Consider the following 19029-nt stretch of genomic DNA (forward strand, 5'->3'; position numbering starts at 1 on the left):
GCTTTAGGGCTAGCCTCGAGTTGAGAGTCTTGGAGGTAGAGCACTGATTGGGCTAGGGGCCCTCATCGGGTTACCGAACTCAGTCAAACTCCGAATGCCAATGACTTATACTCGGGAGTCAGACTACGAGTGATAAGATCCGTGGTCAAGAGGGAAACAGCCCAGATCACCAGCTAAGGTCCCAAAGTGTACGTTAAGTGGAAAAGGATGTGGAGTTGCTTAGACAACCAGGATGTTGGCTTAGAAGCAGCCACCATTTAAAGAGTGCGTAATAGCTCACTGGTCGAGTGACTCTGCGCCGAAAATGTACCGGGGCTAAACGTACCACCGAAGCTGTGGGACGACTTACGTCGTCGGTAGGGGAGCGTTCTAAGGGCGTCGAAGCTAGACCGGAAGGACTAGTGGAGCGCTTAGAAGTGAGAATGCCGGTGTGAGTAGCGAAAACAGAGGTGAGAATCCTCTGCACCGAAAGCCTAAGGTTTCCTGAGGAAGGCTCGTCCGCTCAGGGTTAGTCGGGACCTAAGCCGAGGCCGAAAGGCGTAGGCGATGGACAACAGGTTGATATTCCTGTACCACCTCCTCACCGTTTGAGCAATGGGGGGACGCAGGAGGATAGGGTCAGCGCGCGACTGGTTGTGCGCGTCCAAGCAGTTAGGCGCCTCAAGTAGGCAAATCCGCTTGAGTAGGCTGAGCTGTGATGGCGAGGGAAATAAAGTACCGAAGTGCCTGATTCCACACTGCCAAGAAAAGCCTCTAGCGAGGTGAGAGGTGCCCGTACCGCAAACCGACACAGGTAGGCGAGGAGAGAATCCTAAGGTGCGCGGGAGAACTCTCGTTAAGGAACTCGGCAAAATGACCCCGTAACTTCGGGAGAAGGGGTGCTCCCTCGGGTGAATAGCCCAGGGGAGCCGCAGTGAAAAGGCCCAAGCGACTGTTTATCAAAAACACAGGTCTCTGCGAAGCCGTAAGGCGAAGTATAGGGGCTGACACCTGCCCGGTGCTGGAAGGTTAAGGGGAGCGCTTAGCGCAAGCGAAGGTGCGAACCGAAGCCCCAGTAAACGGCGGCCGTAACTATAACGGTCCTAAGGTAGCGAAATTCCTTGTCGGGTAAGTTCCGACCCGCACGAAAGGTGTAACGACTTGGGCACTGTCTCAACGAGAGACCCGGTGAAATCATAGTACCTGTGAAGATGCAGGTTACCCGCGACAGGACGGAAAGACCCCGTGGAGCTTTACTGCAGCCTGATATTGAATGTTGGTGCGACATGTACAGCATAGGTGGGAGACTGAGAAGCCTGGACGCCAGTCTAGGTGGAGTCGCCGTTGGGATACCACCCTTGTCGTACTGAGATTCTAACCCGCACCCCTGATCGGGGTGGGAGACAGTGTCAGGTGGGCAGTTTGACTGGGGCGGTCGCCTCCCAAAGCGTAACGGAGGCGCCCAAAGGTTCCCTCAGAATGGTTGGAAATCATTCGAAGAGTGTAAAGGCAGAAGGGAGCTTGACTGCGAGACCTACAAGTCGAGCAGGGACGAAAGTCGGGCTTAGTGATCCGGTGGTTCCGAATGGAAGGGCCATCGCTCAACGGATAAAAGCTACCCCGGGGATAACAGGCTTATCTCCCCCAAGAGTCCACATCGACGGGGAGGTTTGGCACCTCGATGTCGGCTCATCGCATCCTGGGGCTGTAGTCGGTCCCAAGGGTTGGGCTGTTCGCCCATTAAAGCGGTACGCGAGCTGGGTTCAGAACGTCGTGAGACAGTTCGGTCCCTATCCGTCGCGGGCGTAGGAAATTTGAGAGGAGCTGTCCTTAGTACGAGAGGACCGGGATGGACGCACCGCTGGTGTACCAGTTGTTCCGCCAGGAGCACAGCTGGGTAGCTATGTGCGGAAGGGATAAGCGCTGAAAGCATCTAAGCGTGAAGCCCCCCTCAAGATGAGATTTCCCATCGCGTCAAGCGAGTAAGATCCCTTGAAGATGACAAGGTAGATAGGTCCGAGGTGGAAGCGTGGCGACACGTGCAGCTGACGGATACTAATCGATCGAGGACTTAACTAAGCACACAAGAAAAGCGAAGGCGACTGTTCTGTTATCTAGTTTTGAAGGAATAAAAAAATGCTTGACAACAAAAAATATTCCGTTATAATAACATTTGTCTGAAGCATTATTGCTCGGTGACGATGGCGGAGAGGTCACACCCGTTCCCATCCCGAACACGGAAGTTAAGCTCTCCAGCGCCGATGGTAGTTGGCGGGACACCGCCTGCGAGAGTAGGACGTTGCCGGGCAAAACAATATGTTATTCCGCAGTAGCTCAGTGACGAGCGATGCTTCATCGATCAAGCTGCGAGTTGCCTCGACGCATTCATCATCATTGAGTATGCGAGTAGAGGAAGAGGCAGTAACATCCAATTGAAATAATGGTTAAGCAGTATGAATTACTTACGTTTTTATTCCGCAGTAGCTCAGTGGTAGAGCACTCGGCTGTTAACCGAGCGGTCGTAGGTTCGAATCCTACCTGCGGAGCCATTTACGGAGAGCTGTCCGAGTGGTCGAAGGAGCACGATTGGAAATCGTGTAGACGCGATGAGCGTCTCAAGGGTTCGAATCCCTTGCTCTCCGCCAGCCACTTTGGAAATAATATATGGCCCGTTGGTCAAGTGGTTAAGACACCGCCCTTTCACGGCGGTAACACGGGTTCGAATCCCGTACGGGTCATCTTTTATGGAGGATTAGCTCAGCTGGGAGAGCACTTGCCTTACAAGCAAGGGGTCGGCGGTTCGATCCCGTCATCCTCCACCATAGATAAAAAATTAGTTCTTTCTCATCATCGCGGGGTGGAGCAGCCAGGTAGCTCGTCGGGCTCATAACCCGAAGGTCGCAGGTTCAAATCCTGCCCCCGCAACCAAAATGGTCCCGTAGTGTAGTGGTTAACATGCCTGCCTGTCACGCAGGAGATCGCGGGTTCGAGTCCCGTCGGGACCGCCATGTATGGCTCGGTAGCTCAGTCGGTAGAGCAAAGGACTGAAAATCCTTGTGTCGGCGGTTCGATTCCGTCCCGAGCCACCATTTTGAATCATGTCAGTTTCGTATGAATATATAGTGTGCCGGCTTAGCTCAATTGGTAGAGCAACTGACTTGTAATCAGTAGGTTGCGGGTTCAAGTCCTGCAGCCGGCACCAGATTGTTTTTGAGCCATTAGCTCAGTAGGTAGAGCATCTGACTTTTAATCAGAGGGTCGGAGGTTCGAGTCCTCCATGGCTCACCATGATGCGGGTGTGGCGGAATTGGCAGACGCACCAGACTTAGGATCTGGCGCCTCTGGCGTGGGGGTTCAAGTCCCTCCACCCGCATAATGCGGAAGTAGTTCAGTGGTAGAACACCACCTTGCCAAGGTGGGGGTCGCGGGTTCGAGTCCCGTCTTCCGCTCCAATATGCCATGCCGGGGTGGCGGAATTGGCAGACGCACAGGACTTAAAATCCTGCGGTAGGTGACACCGTGCCGGTTCGAGTCCGGCTCTCGGCACTTCATATGCGCCCGTAGCTCAATTGGATAGAGCATCTGACTACGGATCAGAAGGTTAGGGGTTCGAATCCTCTCGGGCGCGCCATGTTTATATCATTATGAGGACGGGAAGTAGCTCAGCTTGGTAGAGCACATGGTTTGGGACCATGGGGTCGCAGGTTCGAATCCTGTCTTCCCGACCATTTTCAAGGGGTCTTAGCTCAGCTGGGAGAGCGCCTGCTTTGCACGCAGGAGGTCATCGGTTCGATCCCGATAGGCTCCACCATATATTTATAATGGCGGCGTAGCTCAGCTGGCTAGAGCGTACGGTTCATACCCGTAAGGTCGGGGGTTCGATTCCCTCCGCCGCTACTAGCTTAGGACCTTTAGCTCAGCTGGTTAGAGCAGACGGCTCATAACCGTCCGGTCGTAGGTTCGAGTCCTACAAGGTCCACCATGTTATATTATACGGAGGAGTACCCAAGTCTGGCTGAAGGGGTCGGTCTTGAAAACCGAGAGGCGTCGAAAGGCGCGCGGGGGTTCGAATCCCTCCTCCTCCGCCATATACAGTTTCATATCGCTTTATATTATGCCGGCTTAGCTCAATTGGTAGAGCAACTGACTTGTAATCAGTAGGTTGCGGGTTCAAGTCCTGCAGCCGGCATCATTGTGGCGGCTATGGCGAAGTGGTTAACGCACCAGATTGTGGCTCTGGCATTCGTGGGTTCGATTCCCACTAGTCGCCCCATAACATTTGCAAATTCAAATATGCGGGTGTAGTTTAGTGGTAAAACCTCAGCCACGAGCGACGCTTCGTCGAGTAAACCACGAGTTGCCTCGACGCATCCATCATCTTTGAATATGCTAGTAGAGGAAGAGGCATGACTGAGCGTGATGAGTGTTGCTTATTATAAAATTCGACGTGCGGGTGTAGTTTAGTGGTAAAACCTCAGCCTTCCAAGCTGATGTCGTGGGTTCGATTCCCATCACCCGCTTACATGGGCCTATAGCTCAGCTGGTTAGAGCGCACGCCTGATAAGCGTGAGGTCGGTGGTTCAAGTCCACTTAGGCCCATTATAATCTTTATTTTCGTTCCGCAGTAGCTCAGTGGTAGAGCACTCGGCTGTTAACCGAGCGGTCGTAGGTTCGAATCCTACCTGCGGAGCCATTTGGAGAAGTACCCAAGTGGCTGAAGGGGACGGTTTGCTAAACCGTTAGGTCGCGTTTTGCGGCGCGCGGGTTCAAATCCCGCCTTCTCCGCCATTGCCACATATGGCCCGTTGGTCAAGTGGTTAAGACACCGCCCTTTCACGGCGGTAACACGGGTTCGAATCCCGTACGGGTCACTAGAAAAAGGGACATCTCATAATTGATATGGGATGTCCTTTTTACATTTTGCTCAAATTTATTTTTTGTCTAAAAATTGTTTCCCGTATTCACCATGTGGGTGAATAGATGGATGTTCGACTTGAACTGTGACATGTGAGAGATTATATCGTTCTTTTAACATTTCATTAATGGCTAAAACGATGCGAAATGGTTCGATATGTTCGTTAATGAGAACGTGTGTAGTAAGGGAATAATGATCAGTCGAAATGGCCCAAATATGCAATTCATGCACATCTTCTACTCCTTCGATAGAAAGAATATCAGAACGAATGCGTTCGATATCAAATTGATGTGGAACAGCGTCCATCAGAATAAAGTACGACTCACGGACAATTTTTGCCCCACCTATAAAAATAATTGCCCCAATGACTATGCTGATCAGTGGATCGAAAATATATAGTTTTGTAAAGTAAATCAAAATTGCTGAAATGATGACACCAATGGAACTGAGCAAATCGCCAATGAAATGCCATAAAGCGCTTTTTACATTTAAATTTTCTTCTTCTTTCATGCTCCGGCTTAAAACGATTGTTAACACAAGATTAACGATAAATCCGATTGTTGCGATCGTTAACATGAAGGAAAATTGAATGGATTCGGGATGAATGAAACGACGGATTCCTTCGACAAAAATCCCCACCGCAATAACGACAAGTGCAAGCCCATTCAAAAATGAGGCGATAATTTCAAACCGTAAATAACCAAATGTAAATTTTTTATTTGGCGGACGAGAAGCTAAATAAAGAGCAATCATACTTAACCCTAATGCAATCACATCGGACGCCATGTGTGCTGAGTCTGACAATAAAGCAAGGGAATTTGATAAAATGCCCCCTATGACTTCCACAATCGTGAAAAAAGCGGTTAATAATAATGTCGTCCAAAGTGCTTTTTTTGATGTTGTCTGCACTTTTATATGTGGCAAATGATGAAAATCGTACATATAAACACCCCTTTATTATTTATAATAAATATAAAAAAATATAAAAAATAATTACTATAAAATATTATATATAATTATCATTTGATAATCAAACGACAATTTTATGGACGTTCGTATTGATTTTTCATTTCGCCACATTTAGCATGTGATTTGTTGAACATTGTCGAGAAATATCTTAATTTTCTTACAGGAATTTTACATGGCGTAGTGTAATATATCAGTACGGAGTGATTTTGTATCCCTTTAGGAAAGGAAGGATGAACATTTGCTAACGATGAGTCCAACCGATTTGCAGTTGCATTTATTTCACGAAGGAACGTTTTATGAAAGCTATCATTTATTCGGTGCACATCTTGTGAAACGAGACGGGAGAACGGAAACGCGTTTTTGTGTATGGGCCCCACATGCCAAAAAAGTTCGGCTTGTTGGGACATTTAACGATTGGAACGGAGAGGAGCATGAATTAACAAAAATAAACGATCAAGGAGTATGGATGATTGTTGTTCCAGAAAATTTAGAAGGATATTTATATAAATACGAAATTATAACAAAAGATGGACGCACTCTTCTTAAAGCAGATCCATATGCTTTTTATGCTGAAGAACGCCCCCATACAGCCTCTATTGTATATCAGTTGGATGGATACAAATGGAACGATCAAGCGTGGCAAAGAAAAAAGAAGCGAAAGCCTATTTATGAGCAACCGATGTTTATTTATGAAGTTCATTTCGGAACGTGGAAAAAGAAAGAAGATGGGCAATGTTATACATATGCGGAGATGGCAGATGAGTTAATTCCTTATGTTGTTGAGCATGGATTTACTCATATTGAACTGTTACCGCTTGTTGAGCATCCGCTCGATCGTTCATGGGGATATCAAGGAACGGGTTACTATGCTGCAACGAGTCGCTATGGGACGCCCCATGATCTTATGTATTTTATCGATCGCTGTCATCAAGAAGGAATCGGTGTTATTTTAGATTGGGTTCCGGGACATTTTTGTAAAGATGCACATGGGCTATATATGTTTGATGGCGAACCGACGTATGAATATGTGAATATGCAAGATCGGGAAAATATTGTTTGGGGAACAGCTAATTTCGATTTAGGGAAGCCAGAAGTGCACAGCTTTTTAATTTCGAATGCTTTGTTTTGGTTACAATATTATCATATTGACGGTTTTCGTGTAGATGCGGTGGCGAATATGCTTTATTGGCCAAATAGTGACGTATTACATCCAAATCCATATGCCATTTCATTTTTAAAAAAGTTAAACGAAGTTGTCTTTGCTTTTGATCCAAACGTATTAATGATTGCAGAGGATTCAACTGATTGGCCGAAAGTAACAGCACCGACGTACGACGGTGGATTAGGATTTAACTACAAATGGAATATGGGCTGGATGAATGATGTACTAACTTATATGGAAACGGGCATGAGTGAACGAAAACATATGCATCACAAAATGACATTTTCTCTACTTTATGCTTATACGGAAAACTTTATTTTACCTTTATCTCATGACGAAGTGGTACACGGAAAAAAATCGTTGTTGAATAAGATGCCCGGCGATTATTGGGATAAATTCGCCCAACTTCGCTTGCTTTACGGCTATTTTATAACTCATCCAGGAAAAAAACTATTATTTATGGGTGGAGAGTTCGGACAGTTTGATGAGTGGAAAGATTTAGAACAACTCGACTGGGTGCTATTTGATTTTGATATGCATCGAAAAATGGATGATTACGTGAAATCCCTCACGTATTTTTATAAAAAACAAAAAGCACTATACGAATATGATCATGATCCAAATGGGTTTGAATGGATTGATGTGAACAACGCTGAACAAAGTATTTTTTCTTTTATTCGGCGCGGAAAAAAAGAGGAAGATACGCTAATTGTTGTTTGTAACTTTACAAATGTTGTATATGACAATTACAAAATTGGTGTGCCATTTCTGACATCATATCGAGAAGTATTCAACAGCGATGATGTGATGTACGGTGGTGCGGGACATATAAACAAAAAGCCACTTAAGGCATGTGAAGAATCATATCACGGAAAGCCGTACCACATTCGAATGACGATTCCGCCGTATGCTATCACTATTTTACGACCTACAAGAAAAAGAGAAGGGAAGGGAAACCATGGTACGAAAAAAGTGCGTCGCTATGCTACTCGCGGGGGGGGCAAGGGAGTAGATTAAGCTCATTAACAAAAAATGTAGCTAAACCGGCTGTTCCGTTTGGGGGAAAGTATCGTATTATTGATTTTACATTAAGTAATTGCGCCAATTCCGGTATTGATACAGTTGGCGTGCTGACTCAATATCAACCGCTAGAGTTAAATACGTATATTGGAATTGGTAGTGCATGGGATTTAGATCGGAAAAATGGTGGGGTAACCGTTCTTCCACCGTATGCTGAATCGTCGGAAATGAGATGGTATAAAGGGACAGCAAATGCGATTTATCAAAACTTAAACTATTTAAAGCAGTATGATCCAGAGCATGTGCTCATTCTTTCTGGTGACCATATTTATAAAATGAATTATGCAGATATGTTGCAATATCATATTGAAAAGAAGGCAGATGTGACGATTTCTGTTATTGAAGTGCCTTGGGAAGAAGCGAGTCGTTTTGGCATTATGAACACAAATGAGGAGATGGAAATTGTTGAGTTTGAAGAAAAGCCAGCTCATCCGAAAAATAATTTAGCCTCCATGGGCATTTATATTTTTAAATGGTCTGTTTTAAAAGAATATTTGGAAATGGACAATCGCAACGATCGTTCGAGTCATGATTTTGGTAAGGATATTATTCCTTTACTTATCGATGAAAAAAAGCGACTTGTTGCCTATCCATTTAAAGGATATTGGAAAGATGTCGGTACAGTAAAGAGTTTATGGGAAGCAAATATGGATTTACTCGAGGATACCCCGGCATTAAACTTATTCGATCATACGTGGCGCATTTATTCTGTCAATCCGAATGAGCCACCGCAATATATTGCTCCATATGCGCAAGTAAAAGAATCTTTAGTGAATGAAGGATGCATTGTTGAAGGGCATGTAGAGCATTCTGTGTTGTTCCAAGGGGTGCACATCGCACAGGGTGCAACAGTAAAAGATTGCGTTGTTATGCCCAATGCGGTTATTGGGAAAAATGTATACATTGAAAAAGCGATTGTTCCACCGAACATAGAAATTCCAGACGGAACTTCCATTTATGCTAGTTCATCTGAAATGGAAGTCATTCTTGTAACAGAGGGGCTTTTGGGACATTTTTCAGAGAGAGAGGATGAAAAGCTGTGGGAAAATTAATGCTTGGGGTCATTGATGCTACAACATATAAGAAGGAAATGAATGATTTAACGCTCCAGCGTTCGATTGCGGCTGTCCCGTTTGCTGGGCGTTACCGATTAATCGATTTTGTTTTATCAAATATGGTTAATTCAGGGATTGAAAGTGTCGCTATTTTCCCAAAATATCAATATCGTTCGTTAATGGATCACTTAGGTTCGGGTAAAAATTGGGATTTGAATCGAAAACGCGATGGCTTATTCCTTTTTCCTTCAACAGATCTCCCGATTTCTCATATTGGATCATTTCAACATTTCCAGCAACATATCGATTATTTTTTGCGAAGTACACAAAAGTACGCTCTCATTTGCAATAGTTATACAGTATGTAACATCGATTATGAAGAAGTGCTGCGACGCCACATCATGAACGAGTGCGATATTACTCGTATATGTCATCATGGTCAATCCCTCGACATGTTTATTTTAGAAACATCGTTGTTACTCGATTTGATCGCTAACCAACAAAGAAATCATTATCAAAGTATTGTTGATGTTGTCAATGATCAAACAAATGGATTAACAGTATGTGATTATGAATATGATGGGTATGTTGCGGTCATTGATAGTATCGAACGTTATTTTCATCATAGTTTAGAACTTCTTCAACCAGATGTGTGGAAACAATTGTTCTTAAAAGGAAGACCGATTTATACAAAAGTAAAAGATGAGCCACCGACAAAATATACATCGCATGCTTGCGTGCGTAATGCAATGATCGCAAACGGATGCGTCATCGAAGGGGAAATTGAAAATAGCATTATTTCGAGATCAGTAAAAATAGGAAAAGAAGCTGTTGTGAAACATAGCGTTATTATGCAAAAAAGTCAAATTGGGGAGAACTGTCATCTTGAATATGTCATTGTTGATAAAGATGCCCGAATTGGCGATGGGGTGAAATTAATTGGGACACCGAAGGAGCCAATCGTCATTCGAAAAGGAACAATACAAGGAGCGCTGATGAAATCGTGAAAGTATTATTTGTCGTATCAGAATGTGTACCATTCGTAAAAACAGGCGGGTTAGCAGATGTGGCTGGTGCATTACCAAAAGAGTTGAAAAAGCTTGGGACAGATGTACGTGTCATGTTACCAAAGTATGGGTTAATTCCAGAACATATGCGAAAAAAAATGCATAAAATTGCTGAGCTTGTCGTTCGTGTTGGTTGGAGAAGACAATATTGTGGAATTGAACAATTAGAATATGAAGGAATTACATATTATTTCGTCGACAATGAGTATTACTTTAAGCGAGATTCATTATATGGACATTACGATGACGGCGAGCGTTTTTCATATTTTTGTCGCGCTGTACTCGATTCTCTTCCGGTCATTGATTTTCAACCGAATGTAATCCACTGCCATGATTGGCATACAGGTATGATTCCATTTTTATTGCGTGAAGAATATACGAACAATTCATTTTACGCACGAATGAAAACGGTATTTACGATTCATAATTTACAATTTCAAGGTATTTTCCCACGCGAAATTTTAGGGGACTTGCTGAATTTAAACGACCGTTATTTCTCTATTGAACATTTGGAGTTTTATGGAAACGTCAGTTTTATGAAAGGGGCGCTTGTCTCAGCGCATATGATTACAACGGTCAGTCCAACGTATAAAGAGGAAATTCAAACGCCATATTATGGTGAACGGCTTGACGGGCTGTTGCGAGCGAGAAGTTCGCATTTAGTTGGCATTTTAAATGGGATTGATGATGAAATATATAATCCAAAAAAAGATCCGTATATTGCAGTGCCGTATGATGTAACGACAATTGCGCGAAAAAGCATTAATAAACGAGCTCTCCAACAACATTTTTCATTGCCGTCAGAAGAAGATATCCCAATTATCGCTATTGTTTCGCGGCTCACAAAACAAAAAGGCCTAGATTTAGTGACATGTGTATTTCATGAGATCATTGCTCAAAATGTCCAAATGATCATTCTCGGAACAGGGGAATGGGAGTTCGAACATTTCTTTCATGAGATGGCGATGACATATCCAGATCGGGTTCGCGTATATATTGGATTCTCCGAACAGCTTGCTCATCAAATTTATGCTGGTGCGGACATGTTTTTAATGCCGTCACAGTTCGAACCATGTGGGCTTGGACAAATGATTGCGATGCGTTACGGAGCTGTGCCGATCGTTCGCGAAACAGGTGGATTAAATGATACGGTACAATCTTTTAACGAATTTACGAAAGAAGGAACAGGTTTTACGTTTAAAAACTTTAATGCGCATGATATGTTATATACGATTCAGCGCGCACGGTCATTTTATGAACAAAAAGAAATATGGGAGACAATTATGAAACAAGCAATGAACAAGGATTACAGCTGGGCACAATCGGCATTTAAATACAATCAACTATACGACGAATTAATGGCTGGGAGTGGCATCTATGTTCACGGATAAGGAAGAGTTTAAGCAAACGTTTTTGAAGCGATTAGAAATGATGTATGGAAAACGGTTTTGGGAATCCACTGTCCTGGATCAATACAATACGCTAGGGCATATGATTCGTGAGTACATTAGCAAACATTGGATTCAAACGAACGAACGATACCGTGCTGAGCATAAAAAGCAAGTATATTATTTGTCGATTGAATTTTTGCTAGGTCGCTTGTTGGGCAGCAATTTAATGAATCTTGGTATACGAGATGTCGTGGAGCAAGGATTAAAAGAGCTTGGCATTGAATTGGCTCATATCGAAGAAGTGGAAATAGATGCAGGTCTCGGAAATGGAGGGCTTGGTCGATTAGCTGCTTGTTTTTTAGATTCTCTTGCTTCTCTTGATTTGCCTGGACATGGTCAAGGAATTCGTTATAAGCACGGTTTGTTTGATCAAAAAATAGTGAATGGTTATCAAGTCGAACTCCCTGAACAATGGTTGCGTCACGGGAACGTTTGGGAAGTAAAAAAAGAAGATTTAGCGGTAGAAGTTAATTTTTGGGGAAAAGTAGAATGCTACGAACAAGATGGGCGATTAACGTTTCGACATTATGATGTAGAAAAAGTGATGGCGGTTCCTTATGATATGCCTGTCATCGGGTATGATACGACGACTGTAAATACGTTGCGATTGTGGAGTGCCGAGCCCGCGAAGTTTCCGCTTCATAAACATGTCATGCAATATAAACGAGAAACGGAAGCTATTTCTGAATTTTTGTACCCTGATGATACAAATGATGAAGGAAAAATTTTAAGGTTAAAACAGCAATATTTTCTTGTTGCTGCAAGCATCGGGAGCATTGTGCGCGACTATCGGCAACGATACGGTCATTTACAACATTTCCATCGACACGTAGCGATTCATGTGAATGACACCCACCCTGTGCTAGCCATTCCAGAATTGATGCGAATTTTGTTAGATGAGGAAGGAATGGGATGGGATGAAGCGTGGCACATTACGACAAATACGATCTCTTATACAAATCACACAACATTGTCTGAAGCGTTGGAAAAATGGCCTATTTACATTTTCCAACCGCTTTTGCCAAGAATTTATATGATTGTACAAGAAATTAACGAACGGTTTTGTCGCGACTTATGGAATCGATATCCTGGTGATTGGAAACGGATTGAGGAAATGGCCATTATTGCTCATGGGCTTGTGAAAATGGCCCATTTAGCGATTGTAGGAAGCTATAGTGTGAATGGTGTAGCCAAAATTCATTCTGAAATTTTAAAGCATCGTGAAATGAAGTTATTTTACGAATATTTTCCAGAAAAATTTAATAATAAAACGAATGGCATTACACATCGTCGTTGGTTGCTTAAAGCAAACCCGGAGCTTTCTTCTCTTATTACCGAAGCGATCGGAACGGAATGGATAAAGCAGCCTGAGCAGCTTATTCAGTTGAAAAAGTATGCAACTGATCATGCATTTCAAGAACAATTAGAAAAAGTCAAACATCATCATAAACAACAGTTGGCAACATATATTTACGAAAAAACAGGAGTCGCTGTTGATGAATCATCCATTTTTGACGTACAAGTCAAACGACTGCATGCGTATAAAAGGCAGTTATTAAATGTGTTGCACATTATGCATTTATATAACCGATTAAAAGAAGATGAACATTTTGATATGTATCCGCGCACGTTTATTTTTGGAGCAAAAGCCTCCCCAGGATATCATTATGCGAAACGGATCATTAAGTTAATTAATTCCGTTGCACAAAAGGTAAATAGCGATGAGCAAATTAACGGACGATTAAAAGTGATTTTCTTAGAAAATTACCGTGTCTCATTGGCAGAAAAAATTTTTCCAGCCGCTGATGTAAGTGAGCAAATTTCGACAGCTAGTAAAGAAGCATCAGGCACAGGAAATATGAAATTTATGATGAACGGAGCGATTACAATTGGAACGCTCGATGGAGCAAATATTGAAATTTTAGAACGTGTCGGTCATGACAATATGTTTATTTTTGGATTGACTGCAGAAGAAGTGTTGCACTATTATGCCAACGGTGGATATCATTCATATGAGTATTATCATCATGATCAACGTATTCATCAAGTCGTCAATCAGCTTGTAAATGGCTTTTTTCCAGATGCGTATGATCATTTTGAACCGATTTACGATTCGTTGCTTGCTCATAATGATCAATATTTTGTTTTACGCGACTTCGCGTCGTATGCCGATGCGCAACAGCAAGTTGGGGCAACGTATAAAAATCGTCAAAAATGGCTAGAAATGAGCATCGTGAACATCGCTTGTTCAGGGTATTTCTCAAGCGATCGAACGATTGAAGAATACGCTCAAGACATTTGGAATATTCACTAATGGAAAAGTCCTGTAAGCATATGCTCACAGGACTTTTTTAGGAAGTATAAGGATCTTTTTCGTATGCAGGAAGGTCGCCAAGAGGAGACATAAGTTGTTCGTCGTCAAGCATTTGTTCATATTGTTCATGGACGATATTTGGATAAACCGTGATGCCGGTCCCATAAAGGTCTGTTGCAGCAAATGTTTCAAACGGTTCGACGTAACCGATTTGTTCTTCTGCATCGATATACATTCGATCGTAATGCACAGTATCCTCTTGTAGATCCGAAGGTGTTTCTGATGTACCGAAACGTGCAACTTTTTGCCAGCTATCTTCGGCATCAAAAGTTTCTGCATCGTCATGAACGACAAATTCGCCAAATGGAGGAGACAAAACACTTTCTTCTATTGGACGATGTTGTGAAACGACTTGATCGGTGCTATGTTCCTTACAAAACGTTGTTGTTGGGATGGCCTCAAGACGTTCCCATGGGATCGATTTTCCGCATACTTGGCAAACCCCGTACGTTCCATTTTCCATCGCTTGAAGTGCAAGCTCGATATCGTGAAGCTCACGTTCGGTATGCTCGTTTAATGCGATATCTTTTTCACGTTCATATAGTTCTGTTCCGCTATCAGCAGGATGATTATCGTAGTTTGAAAGCTCCCCAACTGAGTCATGAGCAGATGTTCGGGTAAGACCAAAATGATCGTTTTGTTTCAATCGTTGCTCAATTTGTTGTTTTTCTTGTAATAAACGTTCGCGTAAAGCAGATAAATATTGCAATATGACCCCTCCTTTATGATCGACTATGCATAGTATTCACCAAAAAGAAAAAACCATAGCTTTTGGGCTACGGTTTTTTCTGTGGAACTATTGTAACCAATAATGAATGAAAAGGCCGATGACGAGTAAAAATCCAAATTGTGTATTTGTTTGTGCTGTCGCTTTCATTGCTGGCATCATGTCGATCGGCTTTGTTTTTCCGATAAATCCTTTCGTTGCTTGCCATGCTTTTGGAATGCTGAAAAATACGAGCAATGTCCATGGTGAAATCGTTTTCGTAAAAACAAGTAACACAATCCATAAAAATGATGTAATAAACATGCCGGCTAATAACCGAATGGCACGTTTTCTTCCAAGTAAAATGGCTAACGTTTTTCGACCACTTTTTTGATCGTCATCTAAATCGCGGATGTTATTGGCTAATAAAATCGCTCCAACTAAAATAGAGATGGGAACAGAGACAAGAATAGGCGTTGTTGTCACTGTACCTGTTTGAATAAAAAATGAAATTAAAATAATAGTTAGCCCCATGAAAAAGCCTGCTGCTAATTCGCCGAACGGAGTGTAAGCGATTGGAACAGGTCCGCCCGTATAAAAATATCCAGCGGCCATGCAAATCGTTCCGATTACAGCTAGCCACCAGCTACTATTGACACAAATATAAACGCCAAGTAGCATAGCAACAGCAAAAAAAGACCAAGCGAGAAACAAGACAGTTGTTGGAGAAATGCCATCGCGCACGATTGCTCCACCGATACCGACGGACTCTGGTGTATCGAGACCACGTTTATAATCGTAATATTCATTAAACATATTTGTTGCCGCTTGAATAAACAATGAGGCAATAAGCATGGCCAAAAATAAAGAGAAGCGAATTGGTGCTTCGTCTACTGCAAGCACAGTACCAATGGAAACGGGAACGAACGCTGCAGTTAGCGTATGTGGTCGCAATAAACGCCACCAAACGCGCCAGTCTCGTTTATAATGAACCGTTTGAGTATTTGAACGTACTGGTGTGGGCATACCATTCTTCTCCTTTAAGTAAAATGTCGTTCACAATAAGTTTAGGGAAGTGGGGAAAATGTGTCAATGTCTTGACAATATAAATTGTTTCCTATCTCTAAAAAACAATATTATAATGGAAAAGGGACAAAAAGTTTAAGTATAGGCGTGATAAAAGGTGGTTACTTTATATCAAAACAAAGTTATTGACCAATTGCGTCATGTATTAGGGAAAAAAGAGCATATGGTTAGTATTACCATAAGAATGGAACAAATCGATCCGCTTGCTTTTTTCTCTGCGGGTGAAACGTTATTTTATGGGCAACGTTTTTACTGGTCGGATTGCTTGCACGAACGAACATTTGTTGGACTTGGACGAGCTCAAGTTATAAAAAGCAATGAAAAGACGAAAAAGCGGTTTCGTGACGTCGAACGAGAATGGAAACAAATTGTAGAAGGCGCTTTCATTGAAGGGCAAGGGCCACTGATGTTTGGAGGATTTGCCTTTGACCCGCTGAAACAGTCGGATGAACATTGGATTGAATTTCCTTCTGCCCAGTTTGTTGTACCTACATTTTTGTTAACAAAGCAGCGAGATGAAATATGGTTAACAGTCAATGTTGTTCATGAATCGCTCAATCAGATTGAAGAAATGATCGATTCCTTATTTCACACACGCGATGAGAGCGATTCGCATCGTGCTCACATTGTGAAAAAAGAAGAAGTTGCTCGCGACCAATGGCTCCGTTCCGTTCATTACGCGACAGATCTTATTCGAAATGATGCAATTGAGAAAGTTGTTTTAGCACGGAAGCTATTTCTTTCTTTTTCTGAGCGAATTGATCGTTCTCATGTGTTACACGAGCTTCATGAACAACAACCGATGAGCTACATTTTTGCTTTTGAAAATGGCTCTACTTGCTTCATCGGGGCTTCTCCGGAGCAACTTGTGAGAAAGAATGGGCATATGTGTGAAACAGCTTGTTTGGCGGGATCGATTCGCCGTGGACATACGGTGAAAGAAGATGAAGAGCTTGGACGATGGTTGCTTCAAGACGATAAAAATCGCCGCGAGCATGCGTTTGTTGTCGATATGATTAAACAAGCAATGAATGAAGTATGCACGGAAGTTGTCATTCCGAACGAACCAACGCTTTTGAAAATGAGACATATTCAACATTTATATACGCCTGTTCAGGCGAAAGTGAAGGAAGGCGTCTCGATTTTTTCACTCGTTGAACGGCTTCATCCAACCCCTGCGCTCGGGGGATTTCCGAAAGAAAAGGCGGTACAGACGATTCGGGAGATTGAGCCGCTTGATCGTGGATGGTATGCTGCTCCGATTGGTTGGGTTGATGCGAACGGAAACGGAGAGTTCGCTGTTGCGATTCGTTCGGCATTGCTTGAAGACAATAAAGCACATTTGTTTGCAGGATGTGGCATTGTCGCCCATTCTGATCCACATAATGAATACGAGGAAACGAATGTAAAGTTTAAACCGATGTTATTAGCGCTAGAGGGGGAACAAAGATGAATGAAATGACAGCGTATGTCACAGCTTTCGTTGAGCAACTAGCTCATATGGGAGTACAACAAGTAGTCATTAGTCCTGGTTCTCGCTCCACTCCTCTAGCGATGGTTATGGCTGAACATCCAACGTTAAATATTCATGTTCATATTGATGAACGTTCCGCTGCTTTTTTCGCATTGGGCATGGCGAAGGCTTCTGGAGAGCCAGTTGCTCTTGTTTGTACATCAGGGACAGCAGTAGCAAATTATTATCCAGCAATCGTTGAAGCTTATTATGCACGTGTCCCACTCGTTGTGATTACGGCTGATCGCCCTCATGAACTGCGTGATGTTGGCGCCCCACAAGCAATTAACCAGTTACATATGTATGGTTCATATGTAAAATGGTTTGTTGATATGGCGCTTCCAGAAGGAAATGAGCGAATGCTTCGTTATGCCGAAATGGTCGCTGCTCGCGCGGTATACGTTGCATCGTCTGTCCCAAAAGGACCGGTTCATATTAACGTACCGTTGCGCGAACCACTCGTTCCAACGATCGATGAGCCGTTGTTTTTGCCATCTTCTCCAGCTCGCATCGTGTATAAAGGAAATAAGCATCTTTGTGAAGAGATGATCGATGAGTTGTATGCGGAGTTGAGCGGTGTCGAAAAAGGGGTCATTATATGCGGAGATTTGCATATCGAAGGTTTTTCTGAGGCAGTTGTGAAGTTAGCGGAAGCATTGCAATACCCTATTTTAGCAGATCCTCTCTCTCCATTGCGGACAGGTATACACGAGAAACGATGTATTATTGAATCGTATGATGCGATGTTAAAAAATGAAACGTTTGCGGATAGGTTTGTTCCAGATGTCGCTATTCGGTTCGGAGCGATGCCTGTATCGAAATCGCTTTATGTTTGGTTGCAGAAGCATAAACAAGTAAAACAAATAGTTGTCGATGAAGCGGGACAATGGCGCGATCCAACGTTGTCGCTTCAAGTACTGATAGAAGCAAATGAGGTTCAGTTTTGTTATGATTTAGCGCAACGTGCCTCACATTCCCTTCGTTCGTCGCAATGGATGAGCAAGTGGCAATATATGAATGAACGTGCAAAACACATTTTGTTGAAAGCAGAAGAAGAGACGGATATGTTTGAAGGGAAAATATTTATTGAACTTGCCAACCTATTGCCAGACAAAGCAACACTCTACGTTGGCAACAGTATGCCTATTCGTGATGCGGATACGTTTTTTATGTCATCGAGTAAACGAATCCGTTTACTCGCGAATCGAGGAGCAAACGGCATTGATGGAGTTGTATCTAGTGCTCTTGGGGCAAGTTACGTTTCCCAACCACTTGTGTTAGTGATTGGCGATTTGTCATTTTATCATGATTTAAACGGTTTGTTGGCAGCGAAATTACAACAGCTACATGCGACAATCATCGTGTTAAACAATAACGGCGGAGGTATTTTCTCTTTCTTACCGCAAGCGAATGAACCAAAGCATTTCGAACGGTTATTTGGTACGCCGACACATTTATCATTTCAGCATGCTGTTGACATGTATAATGGGCATTATGAAAAAGTAGAGACGTGGGAACATTTTCGACGAGCGATGACGGACGCTCTTTCACGCCCGACATTAAACGTCATTGAAGTTCCGACATCACGTGAATATAATGTCAAAATCCATCGGAAATTGTGGAAAGATGTTTCCAAGGAAATGTCCAACTTGTTGAATAAAGGGGAATGAAC

The 19029-nt window shown here is 43.0% G+C and carries 9 protein-coding genes, 25 tRNA genes, 2 rRNA genes and 1 pseudogene (1 of these 37 cut by a window edge); 34 read left to right on the top strand and 3 right to left on the bottom strand.

All coding sequences use genetic code 11. From position 1 onward, the window contains the following. The 27 genes from NST18_RS02315 to NST18_RS02445 all read left to right on the top strand — a co-directional run. Positions 1-2058, top strand: a 23S ribosomal RNA gene (locus tag NST18_RS02315) (it extends 868 nt beyond the left edge of the window). 112 nt (positions 2059-2170) lie between these two features. Next, a 5S ribosomal RNA gene (rrf, locus tag NST18_RS02320) occupies positions 2171-2287 on the top strand. Positions 2288-2453: 166 nt separating this feature from the next. Further along, positions 2454-2528 (top strand) — tRNA-Asn (locus NST18_RS02325). Between the two features lie 5 nt (positions 2529-2533). Further along, positions 2534-2624, top strand: a tRNA-Ser gene (locus NST18_RS02330). A 21-nt stretch (positions 2625-2645) separates the two neighbouring features. Continuing rightward, positions 2646-2717 (top strand) — tRNA-Glu (locus tag NST18_RS02335). An 8-nt stretch (positions 2718-2725) separates the two neighbouring features. Then, positions 2726-2801, top strand: a tRNA-Val gene (locus NST18_RS02340). Positions 2802-2830: 29 nt separating this feature from the next. Next, a tRNA-Met gene (locus tag NST18_RS02345) sits at positions 2831-2907 on the top strand. A 4-nt stretch (positions 2908-2911) separates the two neighbouring features. Next, positions 2912-2987 (top strand) — tRNA-Asp (locus NST18_RS02350). Positions 2988-2992: 5 nt separating this feature from the next. After that, positions 2993-3068: transfer RNA gene (locus NST18_RS02355), tRNA-Phe, on the top strand. A gap of 37 nt (positions 3069-3105) precedes the next feature. Continuing rightward, positions 3106-3181 (top strand) — tRNA-Thr (locus NST18_RS02360). A gap of 10 nt (positions 3182-3191) precedes the next feature. Beyond that, a tRNA-Lys gene (locus tag NST18_RS02365) sits at positions 3192-3267 on the top strand. A gap of 4 nt (positions 3268-3271) precedes the next feature. Further along, positions 3272-3352: transfer RNA gene (locus NST18_RS02370), tRNA-Leu, on the top strand. Between the two features lie 4 nt (positions 3353-3356). Further along, positions 3357-3431: transfer RNA gene (locus NST18_RS02375), tRNA-Gly, on the top strand. Positions 3432-3440: 9 nt separating this feature from the next. Next, a tRNA-Leu gene (locus NST18_RS02380) sits at positions 3441-3525 on the top strand. An 8-nt stretch (positions 3526-3533) separates the two neighbouring features. After that, a tRNA-Arg gene (locus NST18_RS02385) sits at positions 3534-3610 on the top strand. Positions 3611-3630: 20 nt separating this feature from the next. Further along, positions 3631-3707, top strand: a tRNA-Pro gene (locus NST18_RS02390). Between the two features lie 7 nt (positions 3708-3714). Next, a tRNA-Ala gene (locus NST18_RS02395) sits at positions 3715-3790 on the top strand. 12 nt (positions 3791-3802) lie between these two features. Next, positions 3803-3876 (top strand) — tRNA-Met (locus NST18_RS02400). An 8-nt stretch (positions 3877-3884) separates the two neighbouring features. After that, a tRNA-Ile gene (locus tag NST18_RS02405) sits at positions 3885-3961 on the top strand. A gap of 13 nt (positions 3962-3974) precedes the next feature. Then, positions 3975-4067: transfer RNA gene (locus NST18_RS02410), tRNA-Ser, on the top strand. 28 nt (positions 4068-4095) lie between these two features. Beyond that, a tRNA-Thr gene (locus NST18_RS02415) sits at positions 4096-4168 on the top strand. 8 nt (positions 4169-4176) lie between these two features. Further along, positions 4177-4252: transfer RNA gene (locus tag NST18_RS02420), tRNA-His, on the top strand. Between the two features lie 176 nt (positions 4253-4428). Continuing rightward, positions 4429-4499: transfer RNA gene (locus tag NST18_RS02425), tRNA-Gly, on the top strand. 5 nt (positions 4500-4504) lie between these two features. Continuing rightward, positions 4505-4578, top strand: a tRNA-Ile gene (locus NST18_RS02430). Positions 4579-4597: 19 nt separating this feature from the next. Then, a tRNA-Asn gene (locus NST18_RS02435) sits at positions 4598-4672 on the top strand. A 3-nt stretch (positions 4673-4675) separates the two neighbouring features. After that, positions 4676-4767 (top strand) — tRNA-Ser (locus NST18_RS02440). A gap of 11 nt (positions 4768-4778) precedes the next feature. Continuing rightward, positions 4779-4850, top strand: a tRNA-Glu gene (locus tag NST18_RS02445). 59 nt (positions 4851-4909) lie between these two features. On the opposite strand, the gene NST18_RS02450 is transcribed toward NST18_RS02445, so the two are convergent. Continuing rightward, positions 4910-5836 (bottom strand): cation diffusion facilitator family transporter, encoded by a 927-nt coding sequence (locus tag NST18_RS02450; RefSeq protein WP_004888920.1) that lies wholly within the window; start codon positions 5834-5836, stop codon positions 4910-4912. Between the two features lie 274 nt (positions 5837-6110). Between NST18_RS02450 and glgB the strand changes: the two genes are divergently transcribed. The 5 genes and pseudogenes from glgB (at position 6111) to NST18_RS02475 (ending at position 13992) form a co-directional block, all read left to right on the top strand. Continuing rightward, positions 6111-8042 (top strand): 1,4-alpha-glucan branching enzyme, encoded by a 1932-nt coding sequence (gene glgB / locus NST18_RS02455; protein WP_340721617.1) that lies wholly within the window; start codon positions 6111-6113, stop codon positions 8040-8042. A 38-nt stretch (positions 8043-8080) separates the two neighbouring features. Further along, positions 8081-9157, top strand: a pseudogene (locus NST18_RS02460) (glucose-1-phosphate adenylyltransferase); the annotation flags it as partial. Beyond that, on the top strand, positions 9145-10167 hold the full coding sequence (locus tag NST18_RS02465) for a sugar phosphate nucleotidyltransferase (RefSeq protein WP_004888923.1): 1023 nt from the start codon (positions 9145-9147) through the stop codon (positions 10165-10167). The pseudogene NST18_RS02460 and the gene NST18_RS02465, both read left to right, overlap by 13 nt. Continuing rightward, positions 10164-11618 carry a glycogen synthase GlgA gene (gene glgA, locus NST18_RS02470; protein WP_004888924.1) on the top strand — a complete coding sequence of 485 codons (1455 nt, stop codon included), beginning with the start codon at positions 10164-10166 and terminating at the stop codon, positions 11616-11618. Before NST18_RS02465 ends, glgA begins: the two co-directional genes overlap by 4 nt. Continuing rightward, the gene (locus tag NST18_RS02475) at positions 11605-13992 is read left to right on the top strand and encodes a glycogen/starch/alpha-glucan phosphorylase (protein WP_004888925.1); all 2388 of its coding nucleotides are present in this window, start codon (positions 11605-11607) and stop codon (positions 13990-13992) included. The genes glgA and NST18_RS02475 overlap by 14 nt, the downstream gene beginning before the upstream one ends. Before the next feature lie 37 nt (positions 13993-14029). Here the strand turns inward: NST18_RS02475 and NST18_RS02480 are convergent, their stop codons facing one another. Continuing rightward, positions 14030-14761, bottom strand: a complete 732-nt coding sequence (locus NST18_RS02480) for a yteA family sporulation protein (protein ID WP_004888926.1) — start codon at positions 14759-14761, stop codon at positions 14030-14032. An 87-nt stretch (positions 14762-14848) separates the two neighbouring features. Continuing rightward, positions 14849-15784, bottom strand: coding sequence for a 1,4-dihydroxy-2-naphthoate polyprenyltransferase (locus NST18_RS02485; RefSeq protein ID WP_004888927.1), 936 nt, complete (start codon positions 15782-15784; stop codon positions 14849-14851). 157 nt (positions 15785-15941) lie between these two features. On the opposite strand from NST18_RS02485, the gene NST18_RS02490 reads away from it, so the two are divergent. Both NST18_RS02490 and menD read left to right on the top strand, forming a co-directional pair. Then, a complete protein-coding gene (locus NST18_RS02490; protein WP_004888928.1) occupies positions 15942-17297 on the top strand; it encodes an isochorismate synthase in 1356 nt (451 codons plus the stop codon). Continuing rightward, the gene (menD, locus tag NST18_RS02495) at positions 17294-19027 is read left to right on the top strand and encodes a 2-succinyl-5-enolpyruvyl-6-hydroxy-3-cyclohexene-1-carboxylic-acid synthase (protein ID WP_004888929.1); all 1734 of its coding nucleotides are present in this window, start codon (positions 17294-17296) and stop codon (positions 19025-19027) included. The genes NST18_RS02490 and menD overlap by 4 nt, the downstream gene beginning before the upstream one ends. Positions 19028-19029: the final 2 nt, after the last annotated feature.

The sequence above is a fragment of the Anoxybacillus sp. FSL W8-0104 genome (assembly GCF_038004465.1).
Classification (GTDB): Bacteria; Bacillota; Bacilli; order Bacillales; family Anoxybacillaceae; genus Anoxybacillus; species Anoxybacillus flavithermus_G.

Excerpts from the sequence above, each read along its gene's own strand:
- NST18_RS02450 (WP_004888920.1), bottom strand. The coding sequence starts at position 5,836 with ATGTACGATTTTCATCATTTGCCACATATAAAAGTGCAGACAACATCA.
- glgB (WP_340721617.1), top strand. The coding sequence starts at position 6,111 with ATGAGTCCAACCGATTTGCAGTTGCATTTATTTCACGAAGGAACGTTT.
- NST18_RS02475 (WP_004888925.1), top strand. The coding sequence starts at position 11,605 with ATGTTCACGGATAAGGAAGAGTTTAAGCAAACGTTTTTGAAGCGATTA.
- NST18_RS02485 (WP_004888927.1), bottom strand. The coding sequence starts at position 15,784 with ATGCCCACACCAGTACGTTCAAATACTCAAACGGTTCATTATAAACGA.
- menD (WP_004888929.1), top strand. The coding sequence starts at position 17,294 with ATGAATGAAATGACAGCGTATGTCACAGCTTTCGTTGAGCAACTAGCT.